At 56.3% G+C, this 14,985-nt stretch carries 9 protein-coding genes; 6 read left to right on the top strand and 3 right to left on the bottom strand.

The window, feature by feature from the left end:
• Window positions 1-4: 4 nt before the first annotated feature.
• The 4 genes from KQI65_09755 to KQI65_09740 all read left to right on the top strand — a co-directional run bounded on the left by KQI65_09755 (window position 5) and on the right by KQI65_09740 (window position 4,808).
• A complete protein-coding gene (locus tag KQI65_09755) occupies window positions 5-2,116 on the top strand; it encodes an AAA family ATPase (GenBank protein ID MCB2205021.1) in 2,112 nt (703 codons plus the stop codon).
• 210 nt (window positions 2,117-2,326) lie between these two features.
• Entirely contained in the window at window positions 2,327-2,902 is a 576-nt protein-coding gene (locus KQI65_09750; GenBank protein ID MCB2205020.1) for a TetR/AcrR family transcriptional regulator, read from the top strand.
• Complete coding sequence (locus KQI65_09745; protein MCB2205019.1) at window positions 2,899-4,128, top strand: glycosyltransferase; 1,230 nt, start codon at window positions 2,899-2,901, stop codon at window positions 4,126-4,128. Before KQI65_09750 ends, KQI65_09745 begins: the two co-directional genes overlap by 4 nt.
• Before the next feature lie 317 nt (window positions 4,129-4,445).
• Window positions 4,446-4,808 carry a hypothetical protein gene (locus KQI65_09740; GenBank protein ID MCB2205018.1) on the top strand — a complete coding sequence of 121 codons (363 nt, stop codon included), beginning with the start codon at window positions 4,446-4,448 and terminating at the stop codon, window positions 4,806-4,808.
• 118 nt (window positions 4,809-4,926) lie between these two features.
• On the opposite strand, the gene KQI65_09735 is transcribed toward KQI65_09740, so the two are convergent.
• A complete protein-coding gene (locus tag KQI65_09735; GenBank protein MCB2205017.1) occupies window positions 4,927-6,228 on the bottom strand; it encodes a thioredoxin domain-containing protein in 1,302 nt (433 codons plus the stop codon).
• Window positions 6,229-6,599: 371 nt separating this feature from the next.
• Here KQI65_09735 and KQI65_09730 point away from each other — a divergent pair, with 371 nt between their 5' ends.
• Window positions 6,600-9,569 (top strand): VWA domain-containing protein, encoded by a 2,970-nt coding sequence (locus tag KQI65_09730; protein MCB2205016.1) that lies wholly within the window; start codon window positions 6,600-6,602, stop codon window positions 9,567-9,569.
• A gap of 535 nt (window positions 9,570-10,104) precedes the next feature.
• The gene (locus KQI65_09725; protein ID MCB2205015.1) at window positions 10,105-12,984 is read left to right on the top strand and encodes a VWA domain-containing protein; all 2,880 of its coding nucleotides are present in this window, start codon (window positions 10,105-10,107) and stop codon (window positions 12,982-12,984) included.
• Here KQI65_09725 and KQI65_09720 read toward each other — a convergent pair.
• Window positions 12,971-13,210, bottom strand: coding sequence for a hypothetical protein (locus tag KQI65_09720; protein ID MCB2205014.1), 240 nt, complete (start codon window positions 13,208-13,210; stop codon window positions 12,971-12,973). The two genes, KQI65_09725 and KQI65_09720, sit on opposite strands and share 14 nt — an antisense overlap.
• Before the next feature lie 19 nt (window positions 13,211-13,229).
• Window positions 13,230-14,819 (bottom strand): peptide chain release factor 3, encoded by a 1,590-nt coding sequence (locus tag KQI65_09715; GenBank protein MCB2205013.1) that lies wholly within the window; start codon window positions 14,817-14,819, stop codon window positions 13,230-13,232.
• Between the last annotated feature and the right edge of the window lie 166 nt (window positions 14,820-14,985).

Below are 14,985 nucleotides of genomic sequence, written 5' to 3'. Positions count from 1 at the left end.
ACACATGCATGAAGTAAAACTGGCAGTGGGGAAGGATTTCTTCTCCTCCTACAGCAGGCTTCCGAAAGCGCAACAGAAGAAGACGGAAGATTTCATCAAAAAATTTCAGTCCAATCCCGATTCCACGGGAATCAACCTTGAGAAATTCGACAGTGTCGATGAGAATCTCCGCTCCGTTCGCATCGACAGGGATTACCGTGGCATCGTCTTCAAGGAACCGAAAGGCAATGTGTTCATCCTCCTCTGGGTCGATCATCATGACGATGCCTACGACTGGGGACGCAGCAAGCGCATGCATCTCAATCCCGCCATCGGCGCACTGCAGCTGTATGACGAAGTGATACTTGAAGGACGACTGGCGGAGAATGGTGACGGTGATGAAAGGGAGGAGGTCCTGTTTGCGCATGTGAAGGACAAAGACCTCCTTCGTCTCGGCATCCCCGAGCCCTTCCTTCCCCTGGTGCGCATTGTGAAGGACGAAGCGCATTTCGATGAACTCGAATCCATCTTCCCCGAGGAAGCGGCGGAGGCATTGCTTCTTCTCGCAGCGGGCTGCAGTGTGGAGGAAGCGTGGGCGGAACTCGAGACGGCGCGTCAGGCGAAGATTGATGCTGAGGACTATGCCTCGGCGCTCGCGCATCCCGATTCGCAGCGGCGTTTCCGGCTGCTTTCTGATGACGCGGAGCTGGATGAAATGCTGCAGGCGCCACTGGAACACTGGCGCGTATTCCTGCATCCCACGCAGCGAAAGGTCGTGGAAATGCAAGCGAACGGTCCCATCCGCGTCCTTGGCGGTGCCGGTACCGGAAAGACCGTCGCTGCGATGCACCGGGTGAAATGGCTGCTCGAACATGTGGTGGAGGATGGACAGCGCATTTTGTTCACCACCTTCACACGCAACCTTGCGACAGATATCCAGGAGAACCTGAGACAGCTGCTCAGTGACGAACAGATGAAGCGCGTCGACGTCGTCAACATCGACCGCTGGGCCGATGTGATGCTACGGCACAACGGGTATGAGTTTGGATTGCATTTTCATTCGGGGAATAAATCCATCTGGGAGCAGGTGCTTGGTGGTCGTCCCCTTGACTACCCCGCAGCCTTCCTGCGGGATGAGTGGGAGTGGGTGGTGCAGGAGCAGGGAATCATTACGCAGCAGGAATACTTGCGTGCGCAGCGCTCGGGACGCGGTACCTCGCTCACACTTCGGCAGCGCATGGAAATCTGGCCCCTCTTCGAGGAATACCGCCGCATGCTGGATGAGAAGGGACTGATGGAACCGATGGACGTTGCGCGTGAATGCCGCGGGCTGATCGAACGTGCCGGGAGCGAACTCCCGTATCGTGCGGTAGTGGTGGACGAAGCGCAGGATATGCGTGTTGAAACATATCGCCTGCTGCGCGCTATCGTTCCTCCCCAGCCGAATGATATGTTCATCGTCGGTGACGCGCATCAGCGCATTTACGGTCAGCCCGTGGTGCTGGGTCGCTGCGGTATTGAAATTCGTGGTCGTGCGCGCCGCCTGCGCGTCAACTATCGTACGACGGAGGAAACCCGCCGCTGGGCCGTGGCATTGCTTGAGGGCAGGCAGTTTGACGATCTCGACGGAGAAGCGGACAGTCTGGATGGTTACCGTTCTCTCGTCCACGGCAGCGCTCCTGTCGTGCAGCATTTCCCGAGCTTCGGGGAAGAGGTGGATTTCATCTGCGCCCGCATCGCCGAGCTGCGCGAGGAAGGGGTGGACGACAGAAACATCTGTCTCACCTCCCGTACCAATGAGCAGGTCAACCGCTACAGCGGTGCGCTTGAAGTCAAAGGCCTGCAAGTGAAGATCATCGACAACAGCATGCATGACGACCGCAGTGTGTCCGGCATTCGCCTCGCCACCATGCATCGTGTGAAAGGTCTCGAATTCGGGGCCGTCTTCGTCGCTGGTATGGATGCCGCGACAATGCCTCTGCACTATGCGATGGATTCTGCTGCAGACGCCGCTGCCCGCGCGCAGATCGAAACCATGGAGCGATCGCTGCTGCACGTCGCCGTCACCCGCGCCCGCCGTCGCGCTTTCGTCACCGGCTGGGGTGAGAGAAGTCCACTTCTTGTCAACCTGACCTGAATAGTCGCTCGTCCTCAATTCATCGAACATCCCTGCAGGGTATATTCACAATTTATACCCTGTGGGGTAAAATTGAAGTATCCAGCGCGCACAGGATGGTGTTGGGGGGGGACGCGCTGTTATCGCAGTGGATGCGTGCGCGTCATTTGACATTCCATTTTGTGCGCCATATATTCATGTTAGTCTTATTAACATGAAATAGAAACGACGATGACACGACGTTACGATATGTCCCGGCGGTCAAAGCAGGCCGCGGAGACGCGGGAGAGTATCCTTGTCGCCACGGAGGGACTGCTTGCGAGCAGGTTGATTTCCGAAATCACGCTTGAGGCGATTGCGGAGGGGGCAGGGACGACGGTGCAGACGGTGCTGCGGCATATGGAGTCGCGGGATGGCTGCTTCAATGCCGTCGCGCAGCGTGTGGCGGCGCGGGTGCAGAAGCAGCGGGGGAATTTCGCGTACGACAGCATCGAAGCGGCCGTTGACGATCTCATCGCGCACTATGAGGCAGAGGGTCGGCTGATCCTCAACCTCCTGGCACAGGAGCGGGATGGGGATGTGTTCGTTGCCCAGATGATGCGCAGGGGAAGGGAGTTTCACAGGAGATGGGCGCGCCGCTGTTTCGCGAGGCATTTGTTTCGCAGCGATACGGCGACGATTGATGCGCTTGTGGTCGCGACGGACATTTACGCCTGGAAGCTATTGCGACTGGATCTCGGTCGCAGCGTACGGGCTGTGCAGCGCGTGATGTCGGTCATGGTCAGGAATATTCTGGAGGCCGCATGAACACTGTTCTTATCTATACATCCCCGGCACGCGGACACCTGTACCCGATGATGGACATCGCGATCGAACTCGAAGCGCAGGGATATGAGGTCCACGTCCAGACCCTCGCAGCGGAGAAGGAGGTCGTATCGGCGGAGGGACTTTATCACATCCCCATTTCCCCGGACATCGAGTCCCTGCCTCTCGAAGATTACCGTGAAGGCAATCCCATGGCGCAGTTCAAGTCCGCCACCAGCACCTGGCTTCAGCGGGCGCCTCTTGAAATCCAGGATCTGCGCAACACCGTTACGCGCATCCAACCCGATCTGCTCATCATCGACGTCAACACCTGGGGCGCTGCGGCGTTCGCGGAAGCGCAGGGTGCGCCGTGGGTGATGTTTATGCCGTATATCCTGCCCATAGCTTCGGCGGATACGCCTGCCTTCGGACCGGGTTTTGCTCCCCCCGCGAACGCATTGCATCGACTGCGCGATCGCGTGGTGGACACCCTCGTCGGCCGCGCCGTGCGTCCCCAGCTTGAAGGTCTCAATGCTATCCGTGAGGAGATGGGAGTACTTCCTTTCACGAAACTCGATGACATGTACACGCAGCCAGATCTCCTGCTGTATCGTACCGCAGAACCCTTCGAGTACCCCCGGGAGCATTGGCCGAAGAATATTCTTCCCATCGGTCCCGGACTCTGGGCACCTCCTGCCCCGGCGCCGGACTGGCTCAACGCGCTTCCTTCACCCCGGATACTGGTCAGCGTTTCCACCGAGAAACAGGATGACGGTGCCATCATCGAGACCGCGCTGCAGGCACTGGCCGATGAGGAGGGAAGTCTCATTGTAACCACGGCCGCACTGGATCCTGCACAGTTTACCGCTCCCCATGAATACGTGCATATCACCCGCTTCCTGTCGCACGCTGCAATCATGAACAGTATCGATCTCGTGGTGACGCACGGTGGTATGGGCGGCACCCAGCGCGCGCTCGCTGCTGGCGTTCCCGTCTGCGTTATCCCCTGCGGACGCGATCAGTCCGAGACCGCGCGCCGCGCCGAGGTCAGCGAGTCTGGCAGCATGCTTCCGCTCCGAAAACTCAATGTGAAGAACCTGCGCGCTGCAGTCCGGCAGGCGTTGACGCGAAAGGCCGGTGCCGAGCGCATCGCACGCGCATTCGCCGAGGCGGGTGGCGCAAGGCGCGCAGTGAGGGAGATCATCACAATTTCCCGAGGCTTTGAGTAACGGGATTCGGTGATGAGGCCATTGCATATGCGGACAGGAAGCGGTGCAGCAGTCTCCACACAAAAAAACTTGCGTTCGAAGAAATCATAGCCTATATTCGGATAGTCATTATCCTAAATAAAGCTACTGGCAAGGAAGCACCGTTTGTCGGTTTGTTACCGAGTTCACTGGTGAAAGGATCAAGCCAGTCGAGAAGAAGCCGCGTTCGTTTACGCGGTGAGAGTACGATTGAACGCTGTAAAAATTTTGTGCGTACACGCTGCCGCTACGCGCAAGTCTCAAACACCACGTGGCAGCAGATAAAAAAGGAGTTTCTCATGCGTAAAATAAATGCCATTCGTCTTGCCATCGTCTCCGGCGTCGCCGTTCTCATGCTCGGTTTCATGATTGTGCCGAACATCACGCAGGCTGAAGGCGCGATCGTCATCACCGAAGCTGGTTGCAATCTCGGTGCTCCCGGTGCAACCTGGGTAAGCACACATTCGGTTGCCACTCCGAGTGGAAATACGAAGCTCACCTGCCATTTCACCATCGCCGAAGCTTATATCCCGTCGCAGGCAGTGATCGAAAAAGGATGGACCTGTAACACGTATCTCGGACTCACGAACGAGTCGATGCGTGTCATTGACACGGAAGGAAATGCCATGATCCGTTGTACGATCAAGGCCAACTCGAATTAAGACATGTTCGAAGGTTTGTTTTTTTTACCGGTGGAGTGTCGCTCCACCGGTTTTTTTTTGACGCGGATTGCCTCCTGCCTCAGGCCCTGACTCCCCATGCCACAGTCAATTCTTCTGCTTAGTCTCCGGTCTGTTCAAATTCCTCATCCACATGTTCCACGGGCAGCCGATTGATCATTTCACGGGTGCGGATGATGTGTTCGAGGAGAAAATGCACGGATCGCGGACGAATGTCATTGACGGCAGCACCGTTGATATAGAGCGCCGGAGTACCGTTGATGCCGAGCTTCAACGCCAGTTCCACATCACGTCGCACCTTCGCGGCGGTCTCCGGGGCATCGAGCTGCGTGACGAAGGTAAGTGAGTCGATGCCATGATTGGTCGCAAGGGTAATCAGATTCGGTTGTTGCCCGGCAATCGCCGCATTGAACAGGTCGTCGTGATACTCCCAGAACTTCCCCTGTTGACGCGCGACCTCCGCGGCGCGTGCATAGAGGCAGGCCTTCGGGTGGATGTCTTCCTCCAGGGCCGGATTGCAGCCCTTCCCCAGTGGCATGTTCTTGAACACAAGCATGGCACGTTGGTCGAAGAGAGGGGACATGCGCATCAGTTCTTTTGCCAATTTTCTACATGAAGGACACTCAAAATCACTGAAGAGCACCACCTTCAACGTAGAAGTCGGATCACCCAGGATAGCGTCTGTGGAGTCGATGGGGATGTCCACAGGTCGTTGAAGCTGCAGATCCCTGACGATCGCCTGTTCGTTGATCTGCAACGATCCGATCTCCAGTGATTGCTCGATGATGTACGCCCACTGATAGAGGCCAATGGCGACGACGAGGGCGATCGAAACACCCGCGACGGAAAGTCGTTGTGATACTGAGAGCTTTTCCGTGCCTGCAAAGAAATCACGGATGATACTCCATCCGCGTCCGAGGAGTCGAAGCACACCCTCACCGTTGGCCCTGAGCAACAGCCAGGCCAACACAAGATTCAGTCCATGTTCAATGGCACAGAAGGCACAGAAGGGACTCCAGCCTCCCAGCATGATGACCAGCAGTGCTATCCCGGCTGCCGCTCCCATGACACCGATGAACACCGCGATACCGGGAACGGGAACTGCATCCGCTGAACGTGTGAGCCGGTAAAATAGAAGTATGAGGGAGAGCGTGACATAATAGGTGATACCCCAGGCTGCGAGAGGGACACCCAGAAAAGCTGACCACGTCGTCATCAAGGCCGCGTCGCAGCCATTTCCGAAGAGCATGGAACAGAGATTTCCTCCGCCCATCCCGAGCTGCGGACTGATATGCATGTACAGCAGGTATGCCGAGATGATGAATCCGAGAGGTATGAGGAAGAATATCAGGCGCTGTTGCCATTTTGCCGGCGGCTGTGTTGCAGTGGTCTTTATAGTCATCATGTTCCTTTGATCGTGTTCGCCTGCTCAATATTCCATGTGTTCCGGCTCTCCGGGCAGACTCACGAAGCGCACACACCGTGTGTCATGCCGGATTGGTTTCCCATCAGTACATGGAATAAGACTGTGATTGTGATTCGCCAACATAGCAAGCCGAAATTTTCGGAACAAATACACGCCGCCTCGATGAAATGAGTCCAGCGGTCATCATGCTGCCATCCCCACTTGAATCTCAACGTTTTGATCTGTATTGTATATCTATTGTATACAGGACAAACACAGGTTTTATCACGACTGCATTATTAACGGGTGGATGCGCCGTGCCAGATAAAACCTGCAGGCACGGTGGTACATTTTTTATGGAGGTAGCTATGCGACGCATTCTTCTCACTGTTGTTTTTTCCCTGCTTGCGCTGTCGGTGACATACGCACAGCCCAACCTGAATTTCAAACGTGTGACGGTGAACTGGCCGACGATTGAGCTGTATTTCTCGGTGGGATGTAATGGCAATCCCGCGTACAACATGGCGAAGCAGGATTTCAAAATCTTTGAAAATGATATCGAGGTGAAGGATTTCACGCTGTGGTGTCCGGATCCTTCCGTGCGTTGCGGAATGAGTGTGGCGCTGGTGTTCGACGCGTCCGGTTCGATGTCCGGCGCCGGGAATGCCGGGGCGAAGGCCGCGGGACGTGCCTTCGTCGATGGGATGGACGGCATGATCGATGAGGCGACGGTTATCTGGTTCAACACGCAGGTGAACATCGCCCAGCAGATGACCACGCTCAAGCCGCTGTTGTACTCGGCGGTAGACGGAATCCCGGCCGGAGGGGGCACCGCGGTGTGGGACGGATGCTACGCCGGTATCATCGAGCTTATCAACAATGGAGTCAATCAGTGTCGTGCGGTGATTGTGATGACGGACGGTGGCGACAATTCCTCGACGCGCACACCGGCAGAAATCATCTCCCTCGCGAACCGGAATCGCATCCCCGTGTTTACCATTGGACTGGGTACTTCCATCAATGCGACGGAACTGGAAATGATTGCGCTGCTTACGGGGGGACGCTACTACCAGACGCCGAATGCCGGACAGCTTGCCGCAATCTACCTGGAAATCATGACCATCATCCAGCAGGGAATGCAGGAATGTGTCATCACGTACGAACGCGACTGCGCGGATGGCGGCTATCGTTCGGTCGAGTTGCAGCTGAAAGATTTCTGCGGTGGAACGGATGTGGAGACCAAGACCTATCGCGCACCGATGGATTCAACAACGTTCTCCGATCTGTACATGGAGTTGGGTGATACCTATGCGAAAGGAGGCGCGGATGTCGACGTTCCACTTGAGCTCATCACACCCATCGATGACAGGATGTTCTATCCCTTCCGCTTTACCGTGCTTTTCGACGAATCAAAACTGCAGTTCAAGGCGGCTGAGGCACCCGTCGGGTATCTGCTCCACGGCGTGCCCTTCACCGTCAGTCCCGCCGCAGGGGGCGTGTATATTCAAACAGCCGCCCGCATCCCCGTCAGCGGGAACGGATTGCTTTTGAATTTGACCTTCGGCACGGTGATGGTACAGGATACCACCTGCACACAGGTCAGTTTCTATCAGCCGAATTTCGAACAGGGCTGCTTCATTCCGAAGGTGGCGTCCGGCGAAGTGTGTATCGTGCCCGCGGTACCCGAAGTCGCGTGCACCATGGATGGGCCCAGCCAGCTGGCATGGGAGGAATTGATCACGGACTATGTGCCGAATCCTTTCACGGTAACCGGTCGCTTTTTCAATACGGGAGAGGCGGACGCATTGAATGCCCGTTTCAAGATCGCGTATGATACGACAGTACTCCGGCTGGTTTCTCCGTTGATGGATGAGCAGTCTGCCTCACCACCGAATATTGCACCCGGCAATTACGCGGAGGTGAGCTGGCAGGTTGCAGCCAGGCCCATTCCCACAGGGGATTCCACAATGATCTGCATCACTGGCATGATGGACAATCACAAGTCGATCGATTGCTGTGTGCAGGTCTATGTGCCTCCTGCAACGACCTCCTTCGAATGCAGTCTCGATATCCCCGAAATCGAAATTCGTCCCGACCAGAAGGGATATACCCCGATGCCGTTTACCGTGCGCGCCGGGATAAAGAATAACGGGGCTGCGCAAACCGGGTCGATGATCGCGAGCATTCTTCTCCCCGACGGCTTTACGCTCACCGGCTCCGCCAGCGAACGACAGCTCACAAGGCAGCTCAATCCCGGTTCCCTGGCTCCGGATGAGGAAGCGTTCATCGAATGGTATCTCGAGCACGACCCGGTCGCGCTCGGTAAGACCGCAAACATCCAGGTGGAGTTCACCGAAAACGGCGCCTTCGCCTGCATCGCAGGTGGTGATGTCACACTCCCCGCACTCGATATCCCGTTCACGGTCCAGCTCACCCATGACGACGATCTTCTGCTCTGCGAAGGTGAGACCGTCACCCTCAATGCGCCGGAAGGATACGCTTCCTATAAATGGTCCACCGGCTACGAGCAGCGTTCGCTTACCGTAAGTACGACGGGTGATTACTGGTGCACGGTGAAAACGCCCTCCGGACAGAGTGGACAGTCGGATACCGTGCATGTCGAAGTGTATCCCATTCCGCATCCGCAGCTGCAGCCCGGCGGTACGCAGACGCTGTGCGACGGCGATACGCTCATACTTGATGCGGGTGCGGGCTTCACGTACTATAACTGGAACAACGGGGCGACGGGACAGAAGGCCCTCATCATGCGATCCGGCGCCTATTTTGTAACCGTAGGAAATGCCGCCGGTTGCGAGGGCAGATCGGACACAGTGTTCGTGCAGATTCTGCCTGCACCGGACAAGCCCCGGATCAACCGTACGGGTGATGTTCTGATGACGGATCTGGGTCCGATGTACCAGTGGATGCTCAATGGACAGAATATCCCCGGTGCCACGAATCAGTATCATGTTGCGGTCGCGACGGGAACATACCGGGTGCGAATCACCAACGAGCATGGTTGCAGCAGCCTCTCCGACCCGCTCACGATTTCCGTGCTGGGTGTCGATGATACGCGTATGCCGGGGGATCCGGTCATGCATGTCTACCCCGATCCCGCGGACGACCGCGTGACGCTTTCGCTGGAAATGCCTGCAGGCATGACAGGCAGCGTGTTCCTCGTCGATATTCTCGGGAAAACCGAACTGCTTCGTGACGCTGTCGGCTCCGGCCAACGCATTAAGACCACACTCGATCTTTCCGGCCGCGCCAAGGGCATGTACCATATCATGCTCCGCACTCCTGACGGAGTATACACGAAAAAATTCCTGAAGAAATAACACATCACTCGAATCTTCATCCAGGCGCCCCGAATACGGGGCGCCTTTTATTAGTCTCCGTGTAAATCCGTTGTGATCTGTGATATCCGTGTTCCCGCCGATCGGCAGGAATCAAGAGCGCGAGGTTTGATTTTGATTTCCCCAATTCCTATCATAGTGCAGGCTTTCTCCTGATCACGACACGAGGTCATTGGTCCACCGCATTTCGCGGACAGAGAACTTCGGATTGGAGAAACGCGTGTATCGTCTGACATTCATTATCATGTTATTTATTGCGCTGCAGGGAGCCTGGGCGCAACCACAGCTTCGGATCGCCCGCATCATCGCCGGGGATTTTCCGAATGTGTACCTGTATTTCGACGCAGCGCGTACGGGCTTATCCCTGCATGTCACAAACCTGCCGGGTCAGGTGTTTATTTCATATGCAAACGTCGGTCTGCCGTTTCGGCGGATATGTCCGCGATGGGACCCCATTACTGTCCTATAAGTCGAGTCACATGCATTCACCACGTTTTTTTTGAGGATGGAGGAAATCATGAAACGCATTGCTCTCACGCTGTTCGTGTTTGCCATGGCCCTGCAGGGGGTGCAGGCACAGCCGAATTTGAATTTCAAACGGGTGGTGGTCAACTGGCCAACCATTGAGCTTTATTTTTCCGTTGGCTGCAACGGCAATCCTGCGTACAACATGGCGAAGCAGGATTTCAGGATTTTTGAGAATGGGAAGGAGGTCCCGGATTTCACGCTCTGGTGCCCGGATCCCCAGGTCCGCTGTGCAATTTCCGTAGCCCTGGTATTCGACGCCTCCGGCTCGATGTCGGGTGCAGCGAATACGAGTGCAAAGGCAGCGGGGCATTCGTTCATCGATCAGATGGATGGCGTTTCTGATGAGGCGACCATCATTTATTTCAATACCAGTGTTGTTGTCGCGCAGCAAATGACCACACTGAAGCCGCTGCTGTACTCGGCGGTCGACGGACTCCCGGCAGGCGGCGGTACTGCTGTATGGGATGGTACATACAGGGGTTTGACTGAACTCGTCAATAACGGCGTGAACCAGTGCCGGGCGGTCATCGTGATGGCGGATGGACAGGATAATGCTTCCTCCCATACGCCGGCGGAAATCATTTCCCTCGCCAACCGGGAAAGAATTCGTGTCTTTACTATCGGACTCGGTCCGAATGTCAGTGCATCGGAGCTTGAGATGATCGCGCTGCTGACAGGTGGACGATATTATCAGACGCCGACGCCGGCGCAGATGACAGCGATCTACAATGAGATCACGACGATTATTTACCAGGGCTTCCAGGAGTGCGTGATCACGTATGACCGCAGCTGTGCGGACGGGGGAATGCGCACGGTTGAGCTGCAACTGACAAATTTCTGTGGTGGGACTGATGTGAAAACCAAATCATATCGCGCCCCGCTCGATACGACGACGTTTTCGAATCTGCATATGCGGATCGATGATGTGATCGGGGGATCGAATGCGACAGTCAAGGTTCCCATCACGCTGCTGACGCCGATGAATAATCAGTTGTTTTATCCCTTCGAGCTGGAAATTGAATACGATATGCAGCTGCTGACCTACCAGGGAATCAGCTTCCCTGCGGGTTCGCCGCTGGAGGTAAATCCATTTATGCAGTCGCCCACCGGAACAGGAGTGCTGTTCAGCTGGACCGGACGCAAGACATACAGCGGACAGGGTATCATGGCGGAGCTGGAATTCACGACCGCAAGTGTGCAGGACAGCGCCGATGCGTTTGTTCGCGCCGTGCATGCAGGTTTTGATCAGGGATGCCTGCTTCCCCAGATCGAAGACGGCAATGTGAAAATTTACAATGGTCCCCCCATTACGGTGCATGGACCGACCACCATCTGTGAAGGTGACAGTGTGTGGCTCGAAGCACCTACGGGCTTCAGTTCCTACCTCTGGTCGACCGGTGATACCACGCGTGTCATCACCGTCTTCAAGGAAGGGAACTACTCCGTAACCGTGAAGGATGCCACGGGACATGCCCTGCCTTCTTCCGGCGTTACGATTACGGTATACCCGCTGCCTACGCCAATGTTGAACGTCAGCGACACACTGCGTCTCTGCACCGGTGGCAGCTTTACACTCGGATTGCAGGATACGACGAGGTTTACTGACTATTCATGGTCCAACGGCGGCAGTCTGAGCAGTACGGTCGTTACCACTCCCGGGAATTACTATGTCACGGTGACTGGACTCACTGGTTGCCAGGGCACGTCCGACACCCTGGTCGTATTGTCAGAAGACCTCGATGTACGCCTGAACCAGCCCGGAACGTTTGAATTCTGTGAAGGTGATACGCTTGTGCTCGATGCCGGCGAATACGCGACATACAACTGGTCGAACGGAGAGAGTTCGCGGAGCATCGTGGTTCACGAGTCTGGAAGCTACTTCGTTTCCGTCGTCAACGCTGCGGGATGTACGGGCGTGTCCGACACGGCGCATGTCACCGTGAATCCTGCTCCGGAACCACAGATCACACCAGCCGGCTCCACCGTCGTTTGCAGGGGCGATTCCATCACCCTCGACGCAGGTGCGGGTTACAGCAGCTACAAATGGAATACCGGTGAGGAGACGCAGACCATCACCGTCAGCAATCTCGGGACCTTCACCGTGCGCGTGACCAATGCCAGCGGCTGTGAAGGAGTTTCGCGCCCGGTCCAGGTTTCAGTGGTCGATCATCCGAAGCCTTCGATCATCGTGATGGGACAAGCCCAGATCTGTGAGGGTGATTCCGTGACGCTCGATGCAGGAACAGGCTACGAAACGTATCTGTGGTCCACCGGCGCAACGACGCGACGCATCACCGTACATCAGGCGGGCAGCTACTTCGTGGATGTCGCCCTGGCGGCGGGATGTGAGGGACGCTCGGATACCGTGGATGTCATCGTGCATCCGCGTCCGAATAAGCCCGTTATTTCGAGAAGCGATGACGAGTTGACCAGCAGCGAAAGTGCGACCGGCTATCAGTGGTTCCTCGACGGCAACGCGATCGCGGGAGCAACGTCGCAGTCCTACACTGCAGTCAATACAGGCAGCTACCGCGTCGTAGCCACCAATGCCTTCGGTTGTTCGACGCAGTCCGATCCCTATGACGTCAACGTTCTTGACGTCAGGCGTCCCAGTCGTCAGGCAGCATTCCACGCATATCCCGATCCGAACGACGGCATCCTTCAGCTTGTTGCCAGCGCGGATAATCCTGTCCAGTGGGATATCACCGTCACCAACGTCCTCGGGCAGCGGTATTACACGAGCCATGAGGCGCGTCCCCTGCAGAGTCTGCGCCAGACGATTGATATTCAATCCGCCCCGCCGGGACTCTACATCCTCCGCGTCCAGGCCGGAGCGGAGAGCTGGACAAAGCGGATTATCCGCCGGTAAAGACCTTTGACGCTGTCTCCCAATCACGACAGTCATGCGGACAGCATTCACATTTCTCATCTACCTGCTCGCCACGGTGCAATGCACCGTGGCGCAGCCGGTACTTGACTTCCGGCGTGCGGTGCCGCACTTCCCGTACGTGGAGCTGTATTTCACGGTTTCCTGCGGGATTGTATATGCTGCGTCTATGGACGGTGGGAGGGACGCTGACGAGGATGCTTCTCATTCGCTGAGTTTCCCACTGGCTATTCCTCGGTCTTGAACTCGGACGTGTCGTGGAAGATGATGCTTTTATAGTTCTCTCTGACGACGTCAAACGACCAGCTGCCCTCGGGGAGGTATACCGGATGCTCATCTTTATCCCATGCAATATTCCGCTGCTGCAATTGCATGAAGCGGTCGAGTTCCTCTTTGTTTTCGCCGGTGAACCAGAAGGCCTTGTAGATGTTGAGGGGACGAAAGTCCGCCGTCGCGCCGTACTCCTCCCGCAAACGGAACTGTATCACTTCGTACTGCAGTTCGCCCACGGTACCGACGATCTTTTCATTGCCCTGCTGGCGCACGAACAGCTGCGCCACGCCCTCATCCGTCAGCTGCTGAATCCCCTTCTCGAGCTGCTTGCTCTTGAACGGATCACGGTTGACCACGAGTTTGAAACGTTCCGGTGAGAAGCTCGGGATGCCCTTGAAGGCGAGATCCTCTCCCTCAGTCAGCGTATCCCCGATCTTGAAGTTTCCGGTGTCATGCAGTCCGACAACATCGCCCGGATACGCTTCATCCACCACCGAGCGTTCGTTTGCCATAAATGCGGTGGGGGAGGTGAAGCGCAATTCCTTGCCGAGCCGGGTGTGCCGGTAAAACTTCCCGCGTTCGAATACGCCGGAGCAGACGCGGCAGAAAGCGATGCGCGCGCGATGGTTCGGGTCAAGGTTCGCATGAATCTTGAATACGAAGCCCGTGAACGTGTTTTCCTCCGCTTTTACAACACGGCTCGAGGTTTCCCTGGGCTGCGGAGAGGGAGCGATGCGCACGAAGGTCTGCAGCAAATCCTTCACGCCAAAATTGTTCAGCGCAGAGCCGAAGAACACCGGGGCGAGGTAGGCGTCGCGGTAGTGTTCAATATCGAACGGCTCATACATGGCCTCGATCAGTTCCAACTCTTCACGGAGCTTTTCCGCTGCCCTGTCGCCGACATGTTCGTCGAGCAGCGGCGAGGCCAGGTCCTCGATGAGCACGCTGTCGTCGGCAATTTCCGTTTTGCTGGGGGAGAACAGCTCGAGGCGGTTGTGGAAGATGTTGTACACGCCTTTGAAGTCGCGTCCCATACCGATAGGCCAGGTGAGGGGACGCGTGTGAATTCCGAGTTCGTTTTCCAGTTCATCGAGCAGCGCGAACGGCTCACGTCCCTCGCGGTCGAGCTTGTTGATGAACACCATGACGGGAGTGCTGCGCATGCGGCAGACTTCCATCAGCTTGCGTGTCTGTTCCTCGACGCCCTTGGCGGCATCCACGACCAGAATGACACTGTCCACCGCAGTGAGCGTGCGGTAGGTATCCTCCGCAAAGTCCTTATGTCCGGGCGTGTCCAGAATCGTGATGCGATACCCGTCGTACTCGAATCCCATCACGGAAGTCGCCACGGAGATCCCGCGCTGCTTCTCGATTTCCATGAAGTCGGATGTCGCCGTCTTGCGGATCTTATTGCTCTTCACCGCTCCCGCGGTATGGATGGCACCACCAAAAAGCAGCAGCTTTTCCGTCAATGTGGTTTTCCCTGCATCGGGATGGCTGATGATGCCGAAGGTTCTGCGTCGTGTAAGTTCTTTTTCAAGCATGCGGTTGCGATAATTTCAGTACAAGAAAGCAAGTTACATCCCTGCCGGACCTAATACAAGACAGCGAAATTGGCGCCGGGGGAAATATGCAGTTTCTGCATATTTTCTGGGGGGAAGGCCTTCTTGCAACATCGTCCGTGCTGATTTTCTGCGGACAAATCAGTAT

The organism is bacterium, assembly GCA_020444325.1.
Classification (GTDB): Bacteria; Bacteroidota; Ignavibacteria; order SZUA-365; family SZUA-365; genus BM516.
The sequence above is the reverse complement of the archived record's forward strand: the minus strand, read 5'-3'. Positions and strand labels throughout refer to the sequence as shown.